Source organism: Halorhabdus rudnickae, from assembly GCF_900880625.1.
Lineage (GTDB): Archaea > Halobacteriota > Halobacteria > Halobacteriales > Haloarculaceae > Halorhabdus > Halorhabdus rudnickae.
The window spans coordinates 951,557-968,454 of sequence record NZ_CAAHFB010000001.1 but is presented as its reverse complement, the minus strand read 5'-3'; the positions used below and the strand labels follow the sequence as shown (position 1 = coordinate 968,454).

Genomic DNA, 16,898 nt, shown 5'->3' with positions numbered 1-16,898 from the left:
AGAAGGTTCTCCCCTCACTTTTTCTCGCGCATGCTCTCGCCCAGTCCCTGGCCGAACTGGAAGCCCCGTTTCGAGAATGCGTAGAAAGCGAGACTCGCGCTGGTGACGAAGGCCAGGATCGCCGCGACCGTCGGCCCCGTCAAGTTGACGTTCACTACCGACACGACGATCGCGAACAGCGCGAGGACGGCACTTGCCACCACCATCGCTTTCCAGGCTTCCATACGTCCGTCTTGGGCAATCCAGGCCCTATAGCTGTCGGCTCGTCGTCGATCTCTCCTTGCGATGAGTCCACTGTCGGCCCGTGACCCTTTGAGAGTGGAGTCCGTATTTCCATTCATGCCGCCGACGCTCGTCTACGACGACGATTGCGGGTTCTGTACTCGATCAGCCCGATTCATCGCCCGTCATGGCGACGTCCGAATCGTCGGCTTCACCGAGTTGTCACCCCAACAGCGCGAGCGTCTCCCAGCGGAGTATCGGGATTGCGCGCACCTGTTGACCGACGACGCCGTCTACTCCTGTGGGGAAGCCGTCGAACGGGCGTTCGCCGAGACTGAACTGGCTCCCACCGTGTTGTTCGATGCCCTGGGACGGCTACCCGGCTATCCCTCGACACGGGAACACGTCTACCGATGGGTGGCCGAGAACCGTGGGACTGTGAGTCGGCTGGTGCCCTAACAGTCGTCCATCGGCGTTGTCAAGGATCGGCGGTCGAAGTCATAGCACGCAACGACTTCCTTGACTCCAGACGGGGCAGCGTGGAACTACTGTCGGTAGCTATTGAGATTCAATCCGACGATTCGAAGAGCATAAGTCCAGAAGGCGTCGCAGCGTAAATAGTTTCCTGAGACATCGCGAGTGGAGACACGACAGTTTTCTCGGCGTTTTGATATCGTCTCTGTCCATTGTCCCGGCCCAAAGCGACGAGTCCGGCCGGCCCAGCACTAACGAAAACGTTCTCTTCGGTCAGCGTAGGGGCAAACAACGTTCCCGTTGGTTTCTGCCGGCTGCTATCTCGATAGATTGTCGTTTCCCAGAGCGTCTCGCCGTTTAATTCTCTGACTGCGCGAACGCTTCCTGAGCCCTCGTCCGAGATGAAGAGTTCCCCGTCACCTACGGCGGGAACCGTAAACCGCGAGTCACGCGTTCCCGTCTGGTGGGTCCACAGGACATCGCCGTCGTTTCGGTCAATGGCGAAGATATCTCCGCGGGCACTCGTCACGTAGACGTGCCGGCCAACGACGGGGTCAGCATATGTCTCGCCGATTCGGTCCGTCTGCCAACGAACGTCTCCTGTCTCAGCATCGAGCCCAATCAGTTGCCCTCCCTGAGCGTTGCTTTCGATGGCGTATACCGTCTTTTCAGTACTGGCGATCCCCGTCACTAGGCGGTCATTCGAGTAGGTCCACAGTAATTCCGCACCGCTGTCGATCGCCTGTAGACCACCTGATCCAGTCACGTAGAGCCGATCAGTATCGAATAGCGGGCTAGCGTAAGGTGATGCAGTCGATTGTTCTTGACGGACTTGCCAATCATCCGTATCAATTTGATACCGAATACTGTCGGAAGAAACCACGAGATTGGAACAGTGAAGCGCGGGGTAAACCTGTGTCGAGTCGTCAAGTTTGAACGAATCAATCGTCCCGGAAGAAGTGTGATACCGGAAAACGGTTTCACTCTGCCTCCACGTCATCAGCGTTAGGCTATCGGTGCAAACCACCATTCCCATACGTCCAGCCGGGAATGCTTCCGCGGCGACGAAATGTGCTCCCAGACGGGACCCGATAGTACTCGCGGCCCGGCCCAAACGTTGGGGGCCTCCCTGGAACGTCGGCCATGGGGCTTGTTCTTCGCACGCAGGGATGGTTGGGATTGAGCTCTGTCCACCGTTCTCCGTGGTAAACCTTGTACACCCGGCTGTTGGCGTCGTCGCCAATAATGTGAGGAACGTTCTGCGGGATACCATCTGTTTATTGGTTATTTCAAATGAAAATAAATGTGGTGAACAATTCAGCGACAGCCCACGAAGAAGCCGTTCGAGAATGGTTCTGTATGAGTTTTGTTCCAGGCGTTGTAGAACGGGGTCCCGAATTCTACCACCAGTGGGATAGATATTACAAGATCGCTTCCGCCACCAACACAAGTGGGGTCCACGAGGGCCGGACGTTCTTTACGGTCGCCCACATAGAGAGACTATGGATTACGTTTCCGTTTCCGGAACGGAAGTCCCCGCGATCGGCGTCGGCACCTGGCAGATGGAGACCGACACCGCCTACAGAGCGGTCAGCAACGCCCTCGATGTCGGCTATCGACACGTCGACACTGCCCAGATCTACGGGAACGAGTCCGGCGTCGGCCGCGCCATCGCGGAGGCCGACGTCGATCGCGACGGAATCTTCCTCACGACGAAGGTCGATCCGTCCCACCGATCGGTCGACTCGATCGTCGCCTCCGTCGAGGACAGCCTCGCGGAACTCGATACGGACTACGTCGATCTCCTGTTGATCCACTGGCCCCATCCGCTGGCCGACCTGGAGACGGTGATGGCCGGGCTGAACGAAGCCGTCGAGCGCGGTATGGCCCGTCACCTCGGCGTCAGCAACTTTGGCAAAGACCGCCTCGACCGCGCTCGCGAGTTCTCCAATGTGCCCGTCCTGACCGACCAGGTCCTCTTTCACCCCTGGTGGCCACAGCGCGAGTTGCTCGCCTACTGTCAGGACAACGACGTCATGCTGACGGCCTACAGCCCGCTGGCCAACGGCGGCCTGCTCGGTGACGACCTGCTCGAACGCATCGGCGAGCGCTACGGCAAGACCGGGCCACAGGTCGCGATCCGGTGGGCGACCCAGCACCGTAACGTGGCGACGATCCCGATGTCGACCTCGCGTGACCACCTCGAAGAGAACCTCGACGTTTTCGACTTCAAGCTCACCCGGGCGGAACACGACCGCGTGACGCGACCGTCGTACCTCAAGACCGGGCGGGCACTGTTTTCCGGCATGCTTGAGTTCTGAGCGCGGTCCGCTGGTCACAGCGAGACGGTGACGGAATGCCATCCCGTCGATCCGCCGGGATGGGGCGGCGACCGCGAGGAGGTCTGGCGCTCGCCCTCGCCGTCGGTCGCGCGAACCACGACGTCGAGCGGTCCGGAATCCGACCGTTCGAGGACGTACCGCCATCGTCGTCGAGCATGTGGCGAGACTGGCTCTTCGAGCGTGGCGTCGGTCCACGTCGACCCGCCGTCGACACTCACCTCGACCCGATCGATCCCCCGGACGCCAGCGTCGGCGATGCCGCCGATCGCGATTCGGTCGCCGCGGCGCTGTATAGCGCGGACGTACGACAGCGTGTTGATGACGGCTTCCTCGTCCCAGCCTCGCTGCTCCCAGTACGCCTCGTGCTCTTCGGTGGCGAGTTCGAACCCGGTCACCCACTTCGTCGACTTCATGCCGTACCGTCCCGGGATCAAAAGCCGCGCCGGGAACCCGTGCTCGGCGGGTAACGTCGACCCATCCATACCGACGGCGAGCACGATGTCCTCGCGCTCGCTGAGGACCGACCACGGGATCGCTTCCGAGTACCCGTCTTCGGCGTGGGTGACGACGTCGACTGCGTCGTCGGTCACGCCCGCTTCTGCCAGTAGCGTCCGAACCGGAACGGCGATCCAGTCGGTCGTTCCGATCAGGTTCCCGCCGACGCTATTCGAGATACAGGCCATCGTGACCGTCATTTCCCTGCGATCGGGATGGGTCCGGAGCTCCTCGAAAGTGAACTCGCGGTGCTGTTCGGTCGCCCCGTCGATCGACAGCGACCACTCGTCGACACTCACCTTCGGCGGCGAGACGTTCTTATCGACCACGTAGTGATCCGCGGCGGAGCCGATGAGTGCCGGCATCCCTTCGAAGTCGAAGCCAAACTCCTCGTCGCTCGCGGACGACGAGACGACGACGCTGTCCGTCTCACTTCGCGATTCGAGGGTGTCCTGCCCATTCCTCGGCGTTGCCGTCGGCGTCGTCGTTCCGGTCTCGGTCTTCTCCGCGACCGGATCGAGCGGTTCGCCTGGCTGGACGCCCTCGCGTGACGACGCCCCACCGAGGAACTGTGCGATCGCGCCGCCGGCGACGATCGTGCCGCCGGCGAGACCCATTCGCTGGAGTGCGCGCCGCCGCCCGACGGTCCTCGCTCTGGTTCCGGCGACAGCCCACCACACCACGCCGGGCGGAACGACTGCGAGCATCGTCGCGAGCAGCCATCGTGTCGAAATCCCGCCGCCCGCAACGTAGAACCCGCTGCCCGTCGTGACGACGAGGGTCAGCGCCAGCGCGTAGGCTACCCGTAGACGTCGGCGCGGTTCCGGATCGATCCGGGCCAGCAGGAAACCAGTGCCCGTCCCTGCGGCGACGATACCGGCCGAAACACCGACCATCAATAGCGGCTGTGCGTACGATCCGAAGGTATCGATCGCCCAGGTCGCCACCGGCCCCGGTGCGGCCTCGATGACCGTCTGGGCCGCCACCTGTACTGGATCACCGCCGATCAGCGGGCCGGCGGCCACCATTCCGAGTACCCACGCGACCGCGCCGCCGGTCCAGACGAACAACCGTGATCTCTGGCCAGTCATACTGTCACACTGTGCCGCGCGAGGTAATGCCTTGGGCAACCGGTGAGCGTGTCAGGATTCGACCAGCTCGGTGAGATATGATCGTCGGCCAGTGGCTGGCGTCCCGATGGCTTGTCGGTGTTGTACACACGGTCTTCGAGACACCGTCGCTCGAACTGTAGGCCGAAAAACGCGGTAGAAAGCGATCCGAGACTGCGGAATGGGCCGACTTCAGAGGTCGCTCTCGAAGTCGTCGAGAGTGTAGGCGGGTTCGGCACCGCGGCGGTCGAGCGTCTCGTTGGCCAGCAGCCAGTAGACGACCGACAGCGCACGTCGACCCTTGTTGTTGGTCGGGACGACCAGGTCGACGTTGCCGGTCGTGTTGTTGGAGTCACACATCGCGATCACGGGAATTCCGACCGTGATTGCCTCCTTGACGGCCTGGGCGTCACCAATCGGGTCCGTGACGACCACGACGTCGGGTTCGATGTAGCCCTCGTAGTCGGGGTTCGTCAGCGTCCCCGGGATGAATCGGCCGGTCCGGGCCCGCGCGCCGACCGCGTCGGCGAACTTCTCGGCGGGGAAGCGACCGTACTGCCGGGAGGAAGCCACGAGGATCTGCTCGGGCTCGTAGTTGGCCAGGAAGTCCGCGGCCTTGCGGATACGCTGGTCGGTCATACTGACGTCCAGCACGTACAGGCCGTCGGTCCGGACGCGGTGGATGAACCGATCCATGTCCGTAGTCTTCTGCTGAGTCCCGATGTGAACCCCCGCCGAGAGGTAGTCATCGACTGGGATCAGCAGGTCGGCCTCGGCCTGTTCGTCTGGCATGACGTTCTCGTCCTGGCTCGGTGGCTCCTCGGCCGGCTGATCGTCATCCTGTACCCCGACCTCGTCGTCGCCCGACGGATCGCTCTCCTCCGCCTCGGGCGCACTCTCCTCGGCGACCGCGCCGGCCTCTCCGGCGGGTTCCGAGGCGGCCTCGGACTCGTCTGCGTCGATATCAGTTTCCTCGTCGTCGCTCATGCGTTCTCTTCGATTCTGATGAGTTCGTTCAGCTTGGCCGTCCGCTCGCCACCAACTGTTCCGGTCTTGATGAAGTCAGCAGCGGTCGCGACGGCCAGATGTGCGATAGTCGTATCTTCGGTTTCGCCCGAACGGTGGGAGACTGCTGAGACGATACCGTTCTTTGCGCCGAGTTCGATGGCGTCGACCGCGTCGGTCAACGTCCCGATCTGGTTCGGCTTGATGAGGATCGCATTCGAGGATCCCAGTTCGATACCGCGCTGGAGACGCTCGACGTTCGTCACGTAGAGGTCGTCCCCACAGACCACCGTCTGGTCACCGACTCGATCGGTCAGTTCGGCGAATGCCTCGAAGTCGTTCTCGTCCAGCGGATCCTCGACGAACGCGAGATCGTACTCCTCGACCATCTCGACAACGTAGTCGATCTGCTCTTGGGTCGTCCGGTCGGGTTCGCCGTCGTACTCGTAGACCTCCGCGTCGGAGTCGTACATCTCGGCGGCAGCCATGTCCAGCCCGAAGCTAATTTCGAAGCCGAGTTCGTCGCTGACGCGGTCGGTTGCCTCGGCGACGACCTCGAAGGCCTCGTCGTCACCGATCGGCGGTGCCCACGCGCCCTCGTCGCCTTTGTTACAGGGGATGCCGCGCTCCTCGAGAATCGAGCTAATCTCTGCGTGGACCTCTGCGTTGGCGAAGACGGCCTCCGTGACGCTCGGTGCGCCGACGGGTGCCGAGAGGAACTCCTGGATGTTGGTCGCCTCTTCGGCGTGTTCGCCACCACCCACGACGTTCCCGATCGGCGTCGGGAACTGATCGCCACGGAAAGTGCCACCGAGGTGCTGGTACAGCGGTGCGCCCAGCACGTCAGCGCCGGCCTTCGCGGCAGCCATCGAAATAGAGACCGCGGAGTTGGCCCCAATCTCCGAGAAGTCGTCGGTCCCGTCGGCGGCGTGCAGCGCCGCGTCGACCGATCGCTGATCGCCGGCGTAGACTTCGCCTTCCAGTCGCGGAACGGCCAGGTCGCGAGCGTTCGCGATTGCCTCGCTCGGCGGCAGTTCGATCGCTTCGTGCTCGCCGGTCGAAGCGCCGCTCGGTGCGGCCGCACGACCGAAGCCACCACTCTCGGTGGTGACGTCGGCTTCGACAGTCGGGTTACCTCGCGAGTCCAGTACGCGTCGGAGTGTTACGTTGGTGATAAGCGTCATTGTTAGTTACCTCGATTGACTGTAAACGGCAGGACCTCAGCGTCGTACTCCTCGGCCGCGATGAGGATCGGCTGGGTCTGATCGGTTTCGATCAGTACCGGCGCACCGTATGCCACCTGCAGCGCTCGGGCACCGAGGACGCGGGCCTTCTCGTAGCGGTTGTAGTCTTGATCGCCTGTCATTGGTAGGGTGCCACGACGTCAACCAGGTCCTCGTGGGAGACGAGCATCCGCCGACAGCAGTGCCGCTCGACGCCGAGGTCGTCCAGCACTGCCTCCGGATCTTCGTCGCCTTCCCTGGCACGTTCTTTGAACTCCTCCCAGTGTCCGGCGATTACGTTGCCACAGGTGAAACATCGGACCGGTATCATCATGACGTTCGTTCACCTCAACGGTAAGATTTTTGGTATCGGGCGCGGGCACCCGGGCCGCCCCACTTTTTGGATTCGCTCTGGCGAACGTCGTTGACCAGCAGTGACCGATCAAAGGCCATGTAGGCGTCCCGGAGTTCGGCGTCGTTCGTGTATTCAACGAGTCCCCGAGCGATCGCCGTCCGAGCCGCGTCGGCCTGTCCCATGACGCCGCCGCCCTCGACGGAGATGTCGACACTGACTGACTCTCGGAGCTCGTCCTCGGCGATGCGGAACGGTTCAAGCATCTTGAGCTTCGCCAGCTCCGGCTCGAGCAGTTCGACGGGACGGGCGTTGATCCGTACCTCGCCGTCACCCTCGGAGACGGTCGCGCGGGCGACGGCTGTCTTCTTTTTGCCTGATGTATTCGTTACCATGTTACGTTCGCTCCCAGTCGCTGTGAGAGGTCGCCCAGCTGGACGAACCTGATGTTCGAGAGCCGATCCAGCGACGTGTCGGCAAGTACTGTCGCTTCGATATCGTCGCCTTCGTAGGGGTTGCCCACGTACACGCGGACGTTCTCGAAGGCCTCGCGGCCACGTGTTTTCTTGTACGGCAGCATGCCGCGGATCGCCCGCTTGAAGATGCCGTCGGGACGTTGTGGATAAGCCGGTCCTCGATCGGAGCCGACATCCGTTCGCTTCTTGTACGTCTCGAAGACGTTCTCCTCGTCACCGGTGATCACGGCGCGCTCGGCGTTGACCACAGCGACGGTCTCGCCTTCGAGGGCGCGTTCGGCAACCTGGCTGGCGACTCGGCCCATGATACAGTCACGGGCGTCGACGACCACGTCGGCGTCGATGGTGGATATACTCATCGGATCACCCGCACATTGGTACCGTCCGGATTCTCTTCGAGTGCCTGTTCGACTCGGAGTGTTTCGCCGACCTGGTCGATCTTCCGCTCGGCCGTCGACGAGAAGTCAACGGCGGCGACGGTAACGTCCTTCTGCAGGACGCCGCTCCCGAGTACCTTCCCCGGCACGACCACGAGTTCGTCTTCCTGGGCGTACCGCTCGATGCGGCCCAGGTTGACTTCCGCGTGGGTACGCCGCGGTTTTTCGAGGCGCTCGGCGACGTCGCTCCAGACGTCCCCGTCGCCCTCGCGGGCGGCCGACTTCAGATCGGCGATGAGACTACGCAGTCTCGGATTACTCTTGCTCATAACGGTCCTCCTGAAAAATGCAGGGAGCAGGATTTGAACCTGCGGACTCCTACGAGACAGCGCCCTGAACGCTGCGCCGTTGGCCTGACTTGGCTATCCCTGCTCGCATACGTCGGTTCTGTCCGGTCCTTCAAACCGCTTTCGATCGTCCCGACGGTCGCGCCGCTCGCGCCACGTGGGGCAGCGGCCGTCGTCGGTCGTCGGTTCGAAGGAGTGATCATCAGTTACAGTTGAATGGCGTCGGTTAGCTCTTCTGCGCGCGTTCGCAGTGTCCCTGCGGCTTCGTGCACCAGCGTATCCACGTCGAAGGAGCCGTCGGTCTCGACGTGGAAGACGAAGGCGTTGGGGACGTCTTCGATGTCGACTGCCGTATCGGGGTAGCGCTCGGTGAGGTCGTGATCGAACTCCTCGGTCGGGATGAGTTCGGTGTCGTCCTCGATGACACCCCGCACGATCTCGCCGTCGTCGTCGGCGAACTCCTCGCGCTCGCCGGCTTTCTCGACCCGCTGGAGGTGTCTATAGGAGACGGCCACGCCGCCCTGGTGTTTGGCGTGTTCTCGCCCTGTATCGAGTACGGCGTCGGCTTCGAGCTCCAGCCGTTGGCCGTCTTTGAGCTCGATAATCGGGACGTCCGGCTCGGCCGGCTGGACGAGGTCATCATTGGACACCAGATCGCCGGAATAGGCCGTATCCGGTCCTTGGACGTCCAGCGCGAGCGTGACCGTTTCGCCGATCTCGAAGTCTCCGACCGGCGTCGTCAACGGGATCAATCCCAGCCGGAGGCCGATCTGCTCGTCGAACATCACGCTCGAGTTCTCGATGACCCGGACGGTGTCGATGCTCAGGGTCGGAACGTCCGCGACCATCGCCCGCCGGATCCCGTTTGCGAACGCGGGCGTCACGCCACGGACCAGGAACTTGGCCTCGCGTTCCCCGCGCTCGATGAACGTGACGTCGTACTCCGCCATGTTAGAAGCCACTCGATTTTGGACTTCGGGTACCGTCGTGCGGGATCGGGGTCACGTCCTCGATCCGGCCGATCTCCAGTCCGGCACGGGCCAGCGCTCGGATCGTCGCCTGTGCGCCCGGGCCGGGGTTGGTCTGTTGGTTTCCGCCGGGGCCGCGAACGCGGACGTGGACGCCGTCGATCCCCTGCTGGATGACTTTTTCGGCGACCGTCTCGGCCATCTGCATGGCCGCGTACGGCGACGCTTCGTCGCGGTTCTGCTTGACGACCGTCCCACCGCTTGACTTCGCGAGCGTCTCGGCGCCGGTCTGGTCGGTGATCGTGATGATCGTATTGTTGAACGATGCGTGCACGTGGGCGATGGCCCATTTGCCGTCCTCTGCCATGTTATCGTTCCTCCGCGCGTTCTGGGTGGAGATCGTCGGCCAGCGGACTCGTCTCGTCGAACTCGATGGCCGACTCTTCGTCGACAGCCACCATCTTCGAAGGGATCGAGACGCGTTGGTCCTCGACGATGATGTGGCCGTGAGTGATGAACTGCCGGGCCTGATCGACTGTATTTGCCAGGCCCTTCCGGTAGACAACCGTCTGGAGGCGCCGTTCGAGGACGTCCGTCACTTCAAGCGACAGGACATCGTCGAGACTGTCCTCATCGTTGAGGATACCGAGACGCTTCAGGCGGTCAAGGAACTCGTCGGCTTCGCGCTCGTCGGCGTCACGGCCGAGCAGTCGCCGTGCCTCCCGGCGGTACCCGCGCAGTTCGGATTGCGCACGCCAGAGCTCCTCCTTGTTCTTGAGGCCATACTGTCCGATTAACCCCATCTCGTCGGCGATACGCTCGCCCTGGAAGGGGTGGTTAGGCGTCTCGTAGAACTTGGTGTTGGATCCGAGCGCCATTATTCCTCATCCTCCTCGGCGGCCGCTTCTTCGGCCTGTTCCTCTTTGATCGCCTCGACGTTGACGCCGATGGTCCCCTCGGTCCGGCCGGTGGACTTGGTACGCTGGCCGCGGACCTTCTGGCCACGCTTGTGCCGGACGCCCTTGTAGGAGTTGATCATCTTCATCCGATTGATGTCCTCCCGACGGGTCAACTCCAGATCGTTACCGATCTCGTGAGTCGTCTCGCCGTCGAAGAAGTCGTTGCGGTGGTTCGCCACCCAGTCGGGGACGTCGTCGGCGAAGCCCTCGACGCGCTCGACGATCGATTCGATCTGATCGTCTTCGAGCCGGCCGAAGGTCTCCCGGCGGTCGATATCGACGTCGTCGGCGATGATGCGGGCCGCGCGCTGGCCGATGCCGTTCAGGTCTGTCAGGGATCGCTCGACGGACTTGGTCCCGTCGAGGTCTGTCTGTCCGATACGGACGAAATACCGAAGGTCCTCGTCGTCCTCCGGCGCGTCCGCGTCTGGGTCTTCTGCGCTCATATGTTGGGATCGTGAAACGTCGTGGCGGGGATTCGAACCCCGGAGGCTTTACGCCACATGGTTAGCAACCATGCGCCTTGGGCCGCTTGGCTACCACGACTCGCTGTCACGTACTTGCGCCCTCTCGGACTCGGGGCCGGCAGCCCCTGCACGATGCGTACCAGTCGATACCCGGTGTCGGTATATAAACGCAACGAAAGGGCCGTCTTCGGTCATGAGAACCACGATACCGAGGACCATGGTCTGTTTTATTGCCCCACTGACGGTTGACGCTCTGTCTCTGTCCCAACACACGTCTCGTCAGTGGACGGAACGCTTTCGTCGTCGACAGTCGACGGTGTTTCACATGCATACCGTTCTCGTGACCGACGCCGCGTCCGGGATCGGTCGGACCGCCGCCCGGACGTTCGCCGACATCTCCGACGCACTCGACAGTACGATACTGCTTGGCGCCTGCCAGCTTGCAGTCTCACCGGAACTCATCGCGACGACGATCTTCGGGGCCGCGACGGCTCTGAATCCGGCTGCTCGATACCCGGTCGGACTACCAGCCAGACTCGCAGCCGTGACGCGGTGGCTGCCACACCCAGTTCAGTCCCTCGGACAATCCGCGGCGAGCCAATCGGTGGGGGCTCTCGAACGCGTCCGGAGGGCGATCGGCGAATGACCGACTCAATCACCATCTCGACTGGCCATACGTTCGAATTGCCAGTCACGCTGTCGGCGACGATCGCAGGTGCCCTGTTCGCCGCCGACCGTGCGGACGTGGCGGCGTTGCTCCCGTCTGGGCTCGAACCTGTCGAGATGCGAGCCGATCGGGCGGCAATGACCGTTCTGGTCGTCCGGTACGATCGGGTCGGCAGCGAGACGATCCCGCCATACGACGAGGTCGGCGTCCTGTTCCCGGCCGTCGAGGCCGGAACCCGGACGGTTCCCTATCTATCCTTGCTCCGGCGTCCGGTCAGCGGCTATGTCTATACCCTCCCGGTGACGACAGAACCTGCCCGGGCGTTCGGCGTCGACATCTGGGGGTATCCCAAACTCGTCGCGGATATCGACGTGACCGACGCGGGTCGGACCCGTGACGCGACCGTCACGACGGAGGAGGGGACGCTGCTCTCGGTCTCGATCCGGCGACCGTCGACCGTTCCGGCCCGCCTCTCCGGGTACAATTTCACCGTCAGGGGCGACGAACTACTTCGGGAACCCACTACGATGTGCGGTCGCGTCGGCGCCTGGTTCGGTGGATCACACGGCTCGTTCTCGTTCGGCGAGCACCCGATCGGCCGGGAATTGAACGGCGTCGACGTGGCCGAGAGTCCTCTTCTCAGAATGGCTGGTGATTGTGAGTTCACGATCGGCGAAGGCAAGCCGATTGAGTAGCAGTCCAGGCGCAGTCGGTGCTTCAGGATCGCGGGGACGGCGCGTAACAGACCCACCCGGTTTGGGGAAGCGACAGCTCGACGGTCCCGTCGGCGTCGGTCGTGACACCTTCGCCCGTGTCGGATCGCTCGTCGAGTCGCGTCGCCTCCCACGAGGTTTTCACCGTGACCGACTGTCGCCCCTCGGTGCGATTGAGTCCGACCAGCAGGTTCCCCTCGCGCTCGAAGACGTACGTGTCACGATCGACGTGAAGCGTGTGGGCCTGTCCGGCGGCGAAGTTCCGGCGGATCGACAGCAGCGTCGCGATCGTCTCGTCCGTCGGGTCGAAACGTCCGCTGTAGACGCGCGGGTATCCCTCGGAGGTCAGGATGAAGGCGTGTGCGAGTTCCTCGTACTCGGGTGGGGGACTGTCGTGATTGGAGACGAACGTCACCGTCCGGCCCGGGTATCGATCGACGAGTCCGGCCCCTTCCAGCGTGCGCAAGTCCCCGTCGCGGTGGAACGCCTCCTCTTGGATGGTGAAGTAGAGCGGATAGTCCATGACAGTCATCCCCGTCTCGAGGTACTCCTCGCAGGTGGCGACTGATCCGTGGAGGACTTCACCGACAGTAAAGAGCCCTCGCTCCGCTGCCCACGGGTTGGCGTGGTCCCCGAAGAACCACGCCGGGACGTGTTTGACGGCATCCCAGCGGATGCCGTCGATGCCCATTGCAGCGTACTTCTCGACGTACGCTTCGAGGATCTCCCGGACGTACTCGGATTCCTGGCGGAGGTCCGGCAGCCCCTCGAGGTCGCGATGCTGTAGTTCCCAGTCGTCCGTGTCGTCTCTGATCGGCCCCCGGTGACGGAAGTCGCCCCAGCCGAAGTGTGGAAACTTTTCGAAGTCGACGCCTTCCGCCATGTGGTTGACGACCGCGTCGGCGATGACAGACAGCCCGTGTTCGTGGGCTTGCTGGACCATAGCCCGGTACTCCGATTCAGTGCCAAACGCACTGTCGAAGTCGAGGTGATCGATCGGCTGGTATCCTCGAGGCTGTGGATCCGCCCAGGTACGCTTGCTCCGCTGGGCGGGCGGCACCTGGATCGCATCGTATCCCGCCGCTGCGACCGAGGCGAGCGACTCCCGGACCTCCGCCCACGGTGTGTGGTAGTACTGGTAGATGGCACCCGACCCGAGGTCGACATCGCTGTCCCCCTGTGTGGCGCCGACCGCTGGGGCTCCGAAGACAGGCATCGTTGGTCTGGGTTCGTGGCGGCCAGGTGAAATAGTTCACTTCTCTCCGCCGTCCACGTGGTCGGTTCGATCCATCCGTCCGGGCGTTCGTCGACCGAGGTAGTGTCACAAGTCTTTTCGCTCGCTCGGGGCCTACCGCAGGCCATGGACGAAGCCGAGCTGCGGGAACTGCTAGAATCGGTCGAAGATCCGGATTTTGACGAGGATATCGTCTCACTTGGACTGGTCAACGACGTCGCCATCGAGAACGGGACTGCGCGGATCGACCTCGCTTTGGGTGCGCCCTTCTCGCCGAACGAGACCGCCATCGCCGACCGCGTGCGCGAGATCATCGGCGATGCGGCACCCGATCTGGCCGTCGACCTCTCGGCGACGGTCGAACGCGAGGCCGAGGGTGACGTCCTTTCGGGCGTCAAGAACGTCATTGCCGTCGCTTCGGGCAAAGGCGGCGTCGGCAAGAGCACGGTCTCGGTCAATCTCGCCGCGGGACTCGCCGACCGAGGTGCCCGCGTCGGTTTGTTCGACGCCGACATCTACGGACCGAACGTCCCGCGGATGCTCGACGCCCACGAGCGCCCAGAGGCCACCGAGGACGAGCGCATCATCCCGCCGGAGAAATACGGGATGAAACTCATGAGCATGGATTTCCTGCTCGGCGAGGACGACCCCGTCATCTGGCGCGGCCCGATGGTCCATCAGACACTCACACAGCTCTTCGAGGATGTCGAGTGGGGCAACCTCGATTATCTCGTCGTCGACCTCCCGCCGGGGACCGGCGACACGCAACTCACGCTGTTGCAGACCGTCCCCGTCACAGGTGCGGTGATCGTCACGACCCCGCAGGGCGTCGCGTTGGACGACGCACGCAAAGGGTTAGAGATGTTCGGCCGTCACGAGACGCCCGTCCTGGGGATCGTCGAGAACATGAGTTCCTTCAAGTGTCCCGACTGTGGCAGCGAACACGCCATCTTCGGCGAGGGTGGCGGCGAGGCGTTCGCCGCCGATGTCGACATGCCGTTCCTGGGTTCGATTCCACTCGACCCCGAGATCCGGGAGCGCGGCGACGAGGGACGACCCGCGGTTCTGGCGGAGGGCATGGAAGTTTCCGAGGCGTTCCGGAACTTCGTCGCGAACACGGCCAACAATCAGGGGATCGTCCACCGGCGACGGGTCTCTGAGAGTGGGGAGTGACAAGCGAGTCGCAGCTATCGAGCGCGCCGGGAAACGAATCGTTTTAGGGACGGACTCCGGACGAACGCGTATGGACACGGACGAGCGAGTCGAACTGGCGACCCGCAACACTGCGGAGGTCGTCACCGAGGACGAACTCCGAGAGTTGTTCGAAGAGCGTGAGTCGCCGTCGGTGTACATCGGCTATGCACCGACCGGCGAGATGCACATCGGCCACTTCACGACGATCCGCAAGCTCGCCGATTTCCTGCACGCCGGGATGGACGTGACCGTTATGATCGCTGACCTACACGCCCACCTCGACGACGAGAAGAGCCCCTTCGATCTGCTTGAGGCGCGCTCGGCGTACTACGAGGAGACCATCCGAGCGATGGTCGAGGCCGCCGGCGCCGATCCTGAACAGATCACCTTCGTGCGCGGGCGTGACTTCGAACTCGACCGGGAGTATTCGCTCGAACTCCTGCGGATGACCGCCGAGACGACGATTGCCCGTGCACAGCGGGCTGCAAGTGAGGTTGTCCGGGAATCGGACTCGCCGAATCTAGGTGGACTCGTCTATCCGTTGATGCAGACGCTAGATGTCGATGCACTGGACGCCGATGTCGCCTATGGTGGAATCGACCAGCGGGGCATCTACATGCTCTCCCGTGAGGTGTTGCCCGAACACGGTAGTGAGGCACCGACCTGTGTCTTCGCGCCCCTGCTCTCGGGGCTGACAGGCGGGAAAATGAGTGCCTCAGAGGAGTCCTCGAAGGTTTCGCTCACCGACGACCCCGAGACGGTCGCCGAGAAGATCGGCGACGCTTACTGTCCGATGGGCGAGGTCGAGGGCAACGGTGTCCTCGAGTACGTCCGGTACCTTGTGTTTCCGATCCTCGAAGAGCGCGGCGAGACGTTCGTGATCGAGCGTCCCGAGCAGTACGGCGGAAACCTCACGTATGATTCGTACGACGAGCTCGAGCAAGACTTCGTCAGCGAGGAACTCCACCCTCAGGACCTGAAAAACGCTGCCGGGGAGTACATCGGCGAGATCGTCGATCCGATCCGTGAACGGCTCGAATCGCAACCGGAGTTGCTGGCCGAGGCCTACCCCGAGAAGTACGATTGATTCAGTGATATGGATCGCTCCCGCGCGGACGTGCGAGACACGTACGACCGCATCAGCGAGCACTTCTCGAAGACCCGAGAGTACGCCTGGCCGGAGGTGAAGGCGTTCGTCGGTTCGGCTGGCTCGGGTGAGCTAGCACTCGACATTGGGTGTGGCAACGGTCGACACGTCGAAACGCTCCAGCAGCGGGTCGACCGGGTACTTGGTGTCGATGTGAGTCGCTCGCTCCTTGCGGCCGCCCGTGAGCGCGTTCCGGATGCTTCGCTCTTGCTCGGTGACGCATCACGTCTACCGGTCGGGAATGATCGCGTCGACCTAGCCGTCTACGTTGCGACCCTGCACCATCTTCCGTCCCGGGACGCACGGATCGCAAGCTTAGACGAACTCGCACGCGTACTTGATCCGGACGGTCAGGCCCTCGTCAGCGCCTGGAGTACCACTCACGACCGTTTCGACGCCCCAGCCGACGCCGAGATAGGATTCGATACGACCGTCGAGTGGACCCTCCCCGGTGGTGAGACGGTGCCACGCTTCTATCATATCTACGCGCCCGCGGAGTTCCGAGCTGACGTCGCGTCGAGTGACCTCACGCTCGTCGAGTTCGAGATCTCCAGCGGGAATTGCTACGGGACCGTTCGCCCGGCGTCGCGTTGAAAGGAAACGCCCTTAAACTGTGACGGAGTTAGGTTCGAATGCGAACACGGGATTTAGCCCACGGATGGGCGGTCCCGTTGAACGAGCGCCGGTGGTGAGCAAGTCCCTCAGACTTGCGATCCTCGGCGCGAACAAGCAACGTGAGTGAGCGCCGGTGTCTTGCCGAGCGAAGCGAGGCAAGGCTCGGCGCGCGAGGAATGCAGTGACGAGCGCGCCGGTGGTCTAGTGGTATGACAAGAGCCTTCCAAGCTCTCGACCCGGGTTCAATTCCCGGCCGGCGCATTTTATCTGCGAACGACAGTGAGCAGTGAAATCGCCAACGGGAATTGAATCACGGCAGACCGAACGAAGTGAGGTCTGGCATCGGGTTCAATTCCCGGGCGGCGCACTCCCTGCGGTCGTGCGCCGCCCGTAGTTCGCCTCACACAGTTCGGCGAACTCCCGGCCGGCGTCCTCGCGAGCAAAGCGAGCGAGGGCTCGAAAAACGAACGGAGTGAGTTTTTCGGCGCACTACCTCTTTTTACGCGTTCGGG

At 63.0% G+C, this 16,898-nt stretch carries 22 protein-coding genes and 3 tRNA genes; 8 read left to right on the top strand and 17 right to left on the bottom strand.

Annotation, left to right across the window (positions count from 1 at the left end):
• Window positions 1-14: 14 nt before the first annotated feature.
• A complete protein-coding gene (locus BN2694_RS04840; RefSeq protein ID WP_135663139.1) occupies window positions 15-224 on the bottom strand; it encodes a hypothetical protein in 210 nt (69 codons plus the stop codon).
• A 115-nt stretch (window positions 225-339) separates the two neighbouring features.
• On the opposite strand from BN2694_RS04840, the gene BN2694_RS04835 reads away from it, so the two are divergent.
• A complete protein-coding gene (locus BN2694_RS04835) occupies window positions 340-681 on the top strand; it encodes a thiol-disulfide oxidoreductase DCC family protein (protein ID WP_135663136.1) in 342 nt (113 codons plus the stop codon).
• A 109-nt stretch (window positions 682-790) separates the two neighbouring features.
• Here BN2694_RS04835 and BN2694_RS16985 read toward each other — a convergent pair whose 3' ends face one another.
• A complete protein-coding gene (locus BN2694_RS16985; RefSeq protein WP_167879963.1) occupies window positions 791-1,462 on the bottom strand; it encodes a PQQ-binding-like beta-propeller repeat protein in 672 nt (223 codons plus the stop codon).
• A 736-nt stretch (window positions 1,463-2,198) separates the two neighbouring features.
• Here BN2694_RS16985 and BN2694_RS04825 point away from each other — a divergent pair.
• A complete protein-coding gene (locus tag BN2694_RS04825; RefSeq protein WP_135663132.1) occupies window positions 2,199-3,017 on the top strand; it encodes an aldo/keto reductase in 819 nt (272 codons plus the stop codon).
• A gap of 14 nt (window positions 3,018-3,031) precedes the next feature.
• Here the strand turns inward: BN2694_RS04825 and BN2694_RS04820 are convergent, their stop codons facing one another.
• The 14 genes from BN2694_RS04820 to BN2694_RS04755 all read right to left on the bottom strand — a co-directional run bounded on the left by BN2694_RS04820 (window position 3,032) and on the right by BN2694_RS04755 (window position 10,895).
• Entirely contained in the window at window positions 3,032-4,624 is a 1,593-nt protein-coding gene (locus BN2694_RS04820) for a molybdopterin-dependent oxidoreductase (protein WP_135663130.1), read from the bottom strand.
• Between the two features lie 210 nt (window positions 4,625-4,834).
• Entirely contained in the window at window positions 4,835-5,629 is a 795-nt protein-coding gene (rpsB, locus tag BN2694_RS04815) for a 30S ribosomal protein S2 (protein WP_135663128.1), read from the bottom strand.
• Complete coding sequence (gene eno / locus BN2694_RS04810) at window positions 5,626-6,831, bottom strand: phosphopyruvate hydratase (RefSeq protein ID WP_135663126.1); 1,206 nt, start codon at window positions 6,829-6,831, stop codon at window positions 5,626-5,628. Before eno ends, rpsB begins: the two co-directional genes overlap by 4 nt.
• A 2-nt stretch (window positions 6,832-6,833) precedes the next feature.
• Entirely contained in the window at window positions 6,834-7,013 is a 180-nt protein-coding gene (locus tag BN2694_RS04805; RefSeq protein WP_135663124.1) for a DNA-directed RNA polymerase subunit K, read from the bottom strand.
• The gene (locus BN2694_RS04800; RefSeq protein WP_135663122.1) at window positions 7,010-7,204 is read right to left on the bottom strand and encodes a DNA-directed RNA polymerase subunit N; all 195 of its coding nucleotides are present in this window, start codon (window positions 7,202-7,204) and stop codon (window positions 7,010-7,012) included. The genes BN2694_RS04805 and BN2694_RS04800 overlap by 4 nt, the downstream gene beginning before the upstream one ends.
• Before the next feature lie 14 nt (window positions 7,205-7,218).
• Window positions 7,219-7,617 carry a 30S ribosomal protein S9 gene (locus BN2694_RS04795; RefSeq protein ID WP_135663120.1) on the bottom strand — a complete coding sequence of 133 codons (399 nt, stop codon included), beginning with the start codon at window positions 7,615-7,617 and terminating at the stop codon, window positions 7,219-7,221.
• Window positions 7,611-8,057 (bottom strand): 50S ribosomal protein L13, encoded by a 447-nt coding sequence (locus BN2694_RS04790; RefSeq protein WP_135663118.1) that lies wholly within the window; start codon window positions 8,055-8,057, stop codon window positions 7,611-7,613. Before BN2694_RS04790 ends, BN2694_RS04795 begins: the two co-directional genes overlap by 7 nt.
• Entirely contained in the window at window positions 8,054-8,404 is a 351-nt protein-coding gene (locus BN2694_RS04785) for a 50S ribosomal protein L18e (protein WP_135663116.1), read from the bottom strand. The genes BN2694_RS04790 and BN2694_RS04785 overlap by 4 nt, the downstream gene beginning before the upstream one ends.
• Window positions 8,405-8,422: 18 nt before the next feature.
• Window positions 8,423-8,507 (bottom strand) — tRNA-Leu (locus tag BN2694_RS04780).
• 121 nt (window positions 8,508-8,628) lie between these two features.
• Window positions 8,629-9,372: a DNA-directed RNA polymerase subunit D gene (locus tag BN2694_RS04775; RefSeq protein ID WP_135663114.1), complete on the bottom strand. Its 744-nt coding sequence runs from the start codon at window positions 9,370-9,372 to the stop codon at window positions 8,629-8,631.
• Between the two features lies 1 nt (window position 9,373).
• Entirely contained in the window at window positions 9,374-9,757 is a 384-nt protein-coding gene (locus BN2694_RS04770; protein WP_135663112.1) for a 30S ribosomal protein S11, read from the bottom strand.
• Between the two features lies 1 nt (window position 9,758).
• A complete protein-coding gene (locus tag BN2694_RS04765; RefSeq protein ID WP_135663110.1) occupies window positions 9,759-10,268 on the bottom strand; it encodes a 30S ribosomal protein S4 in 510 nt (169 codons plus the stop codon).
• Window positions 10,268-10,795: a 30S ribosomal protein S13 gene (locus BN2694_RS04760; RefSeq protein ID WP_135663108.1), complete on the bottom strand. Its 528-nt coding sequence runs from the start codon at window positions 10,793-10,795 to the stop codon at window positions 10,268-10,270. Before BN2694_RS04760 ends, BN2694_RS04765 begins: the two co-directional genes overlap by 1 nt.
• 17 nt (window positions 10,796-10,812) lie before the next feature.
• Window positions 10,813-10,895, bottom strand: a tRNA-Ser gene (locus BN2694_RS04755).
• A gap of 246 nt (window positions 10,896-11,141) precedes the next feature.
• Here BN2694_RS04755 and BN2694_RS04750 point away from each other — a divergent pair.
• Together BN2694_RS04750 and BN2694_RS04745 are read left to right on the top strand one after the other, a co-directional pair.
• Window positions 11,142-11,462, top strand: coding sequence for a hypothetical protein (locus BN2694_RS04750; protein WP_135663106.1), 321 nt, complete (start codon window positions 11,142-11,144; stop codon window positions 11,460-11,462).
• Window positions 11,459-12,178, top strand: coding sequence for an acetoacetate decarboxylase family protein (locus BN2694_RS04745; RefSeq protein WP_135663104.1), 720 nt, complete (start codon window positions 11,459-11,461; stop codon window positions 12,176-12,178). The genes BN2694_RS04750 and BN2694_RS04745 overlap by 4 nt, the downstream gene beginning before the upstream one ends.
• Window positions 12,179-12,200: 22 nt before the next feature.
• Here BN2694_RS04745 and BN2694_RS04740 read toward each other — a convergent pair whose 3' ends face one another.
• Window positions 12,201-13,412 carry an alpha-amylase family glycosyl hydrolase gene (locus tag BN2694_RS04740; protein ID WP_135663102.1) on the bottom strand — a complete coding sequence of 404 codons (1,212 nt, stop codon included), beginning with the start codon at window positions 13,410-13,412 and terminating at the stop codon, window positions 12,201-12,203.
• Window positions 13,413-13,556: 144 nt separating this feature from the next.
• On the opposite strand from BN2694_RS04740, the gene BN2694_RS04735 reads away from it, so the two are divergent.
• The 4 genes from BN2694_RS04735 (at window position 13,557) to BN2694_RS04720 (ending at window position 16,647) form a co-directional block, all read left to right on the top strand.
• Window positions 13,557-14,603, top strand: a complete 1,047-nt coding sequence (locus BN2694_RS04735; RefSeq protein ID WP_135663100.1) for an Mrp/NBP35 family ATP-binding protein — start codon at window positions 13,557-13,559, stop codon at window positions 14,601-14,603.
• Window positions 14,604-14,673: 70 nt separating this feature from the next.
• On the top strand, window positions 14,674-15,711 hold the full coding sequence (locus BN2694_RS04730) for a tyrosine--tRNA ligase (protein ID WP_135663098.1): 1,038 nt from the start codon (window positions 14,674-14,676) through the stop codon (window positions 15,709-15,711).
• Between the two features lie 9 nt (window positions 15,712-15,720).
• Entirely contained in the window at window positions 15,721-16,365 is a 645-nt protein-coding gene (locus BN2694_RS04725) for a class I SAM-dependent methyltransferase (RefSeq protein ID WP_135663096.1), read from the top strand.
• 211 nt (window positions 16,366-16,576) lie between these two features.
• Window positions 16,577-16,647, top strand: a tRNA-Gly gene (locus tag BN2694_RS04720).
• The last annotated feature ends 251 nt before the right edge of the window (window positions 16,648-16,898 follow it).

What these genes read in the sequence shown, in the direction of transcription:
- BN2694_RS04820 (WP_135663130.1), bottom strand. Translation starts at nt 4,624, where the DNA reads ATGACTGGCCAGAGATCACGGTTGTTCGTCTGGACCGGCGGCGCGGTC.
- rpsB (WP_135663128.1), bottom strand. Translation starts at nt 5,629, where the DNA reads ATGAGCGACGACGAGGAAACTGATATCGACGCAGACGAGTCCGAGGCC.
- BN2694_RS04750 (WP_135663106.1), top strand. Translation starts at nt 11,142, where the DNA reads ATGCATACCGTTCTCGTGACCGACGCCGCGTCCGGGATCGGTCGGACC.
- BN2694_RS04745 (WP_135663104.1), top strand. Translation starts at nt 11,459, where the DNA reads ATGACCGACTCAATCACCATCTCGACTGGCCATACGTTCGAATTGCCA.
- BN2694_RS04725 (WP_135663096.1), top strand. Translation starts at nt 15,721, where the DNA reads ATGGATCGCTCCCGCGCGGACGTGCGAGACACGTACGACCGCATCAGC.
- BN2694_RS04800 (WP_135663122.1), bottom strand. Translation starts at nt 7,204, where the DNA reads ATGATGATACCGGTCCGATGTTTCACCTGTGGCAACGTAATCGCCGGA.
- BN2694_RS04740 (WP_135663102.1), bottom strand. Translation starts at nt 13,412, where the DNA reads ATGCCTGTCTTCGGAGCCCCAGCGGTCGGCGCCACACAGGGGGACAGC.
- BN2694_RS04760 (WP_135663108.1), bottom strand. Translation starts at nt 10,795, where the DNA reads ATGAGCGCAGAAGACCCAGACGCGGACGCGCCGGAGGACGACGAGGAC.
- BN2694_RS04840 (WP_135663139.1), bottom strand. Translation starts at nt 224, where the DNA reads ATGGAAGCCTGGAAAGCGATGGTGGTGGCAAGTGCCGTCCTCGCGCTG.
- BN2694_RS04770 (WP_135663112.1), bottom strand. Translation starts at nt 9,757, where the DNA reads ATGGCAGAGGACGGCAAATGGGCCATCGCCCACGTGCACGCATCGTTC.
- BN2694_RS04775 (WP_135663114.1), bottom strand. Translation starts at nt 9,372, where the DNA reads ATGGCGGAGTACGACGTCACGTTCATCGAGCGCGGGGAACGCGAGGCC.
- BN2694_RS04730 (WP_135663098.1), top strand. Translation starts at nt 14,674, where the DNA reads ATGGACACGGACGAGCGAGTCGAACTGGCGACCCGCAACACTGCGGAG.
- BN2694_RS04790 (WP_135663118.1), bottom strand. Translation starts at nt 8,057, where the DNA reads ATGAGTATATCCACCATCGACGCCGACGTGGTCGTCGACGCCCGTGAC.
- BN2694_RS04835 (WP_135663136.1), top strand. Translation starts at nt 340, where the DNA reads ATGCCGCCGACGCTCGTCTACGACGACGATTGCGGGTTCTGTACTCGA.
- eno (WP_135663126.1), bottom strand. Translation starts at nt 6,831, where the DNA reads ATGACGCTTATCACCAACGTAACACTCCGACGCGTACTGGACTCGCGA.
- BN2694_RS04785 (WP_135663116.1), bottom strand. Translation starts at nt 8,404, where the DNA reads ATGAGCAAGAGTAATCCGAGACTGCGTAGTCTCATCGCCGATCTGAAG.
- BN2694_RS04765 (WP_135663110.1), bottom strand. Translation starts at nt 10,268, where the DNA reads ATGGCGCTCGGATCCAACACCAAGTTCTACGAGACGCCTAACCACCCC.
- BN2694_RS04805 (WP_135663124.1), bottom strand. Translation starts at nt 7,013, where the DNA reads ATGACAGGCGATCAAGACTACAACCGCTACGAGAAGGCCCGCGTCCTC.
- BN2694_RS04795 (WP_135663120.1), bottom strand. Translation starts at nt 7,617, where the DNA reads ATGGTAACGAATACATCAGGCAAAAAGAAGACAGCCGTCGCCCGCGCG.
- BN2694_RS04825 (WP_135663132.1), top strand. Translation starts at nt 2,199, where the DNA reads ATGGATTACGTTTCCGTTTCCGGAACGGAAGTCCCCGCGATCGGCGTC.
- BN2694_RS04735 (WP_135663100.1), top strand. Translation starts at nt 13,557, where the DNA reads ATGGACGAAGCCGAGCTGCGGGAACTGCTAGAATCGGTCGAAGATCCG.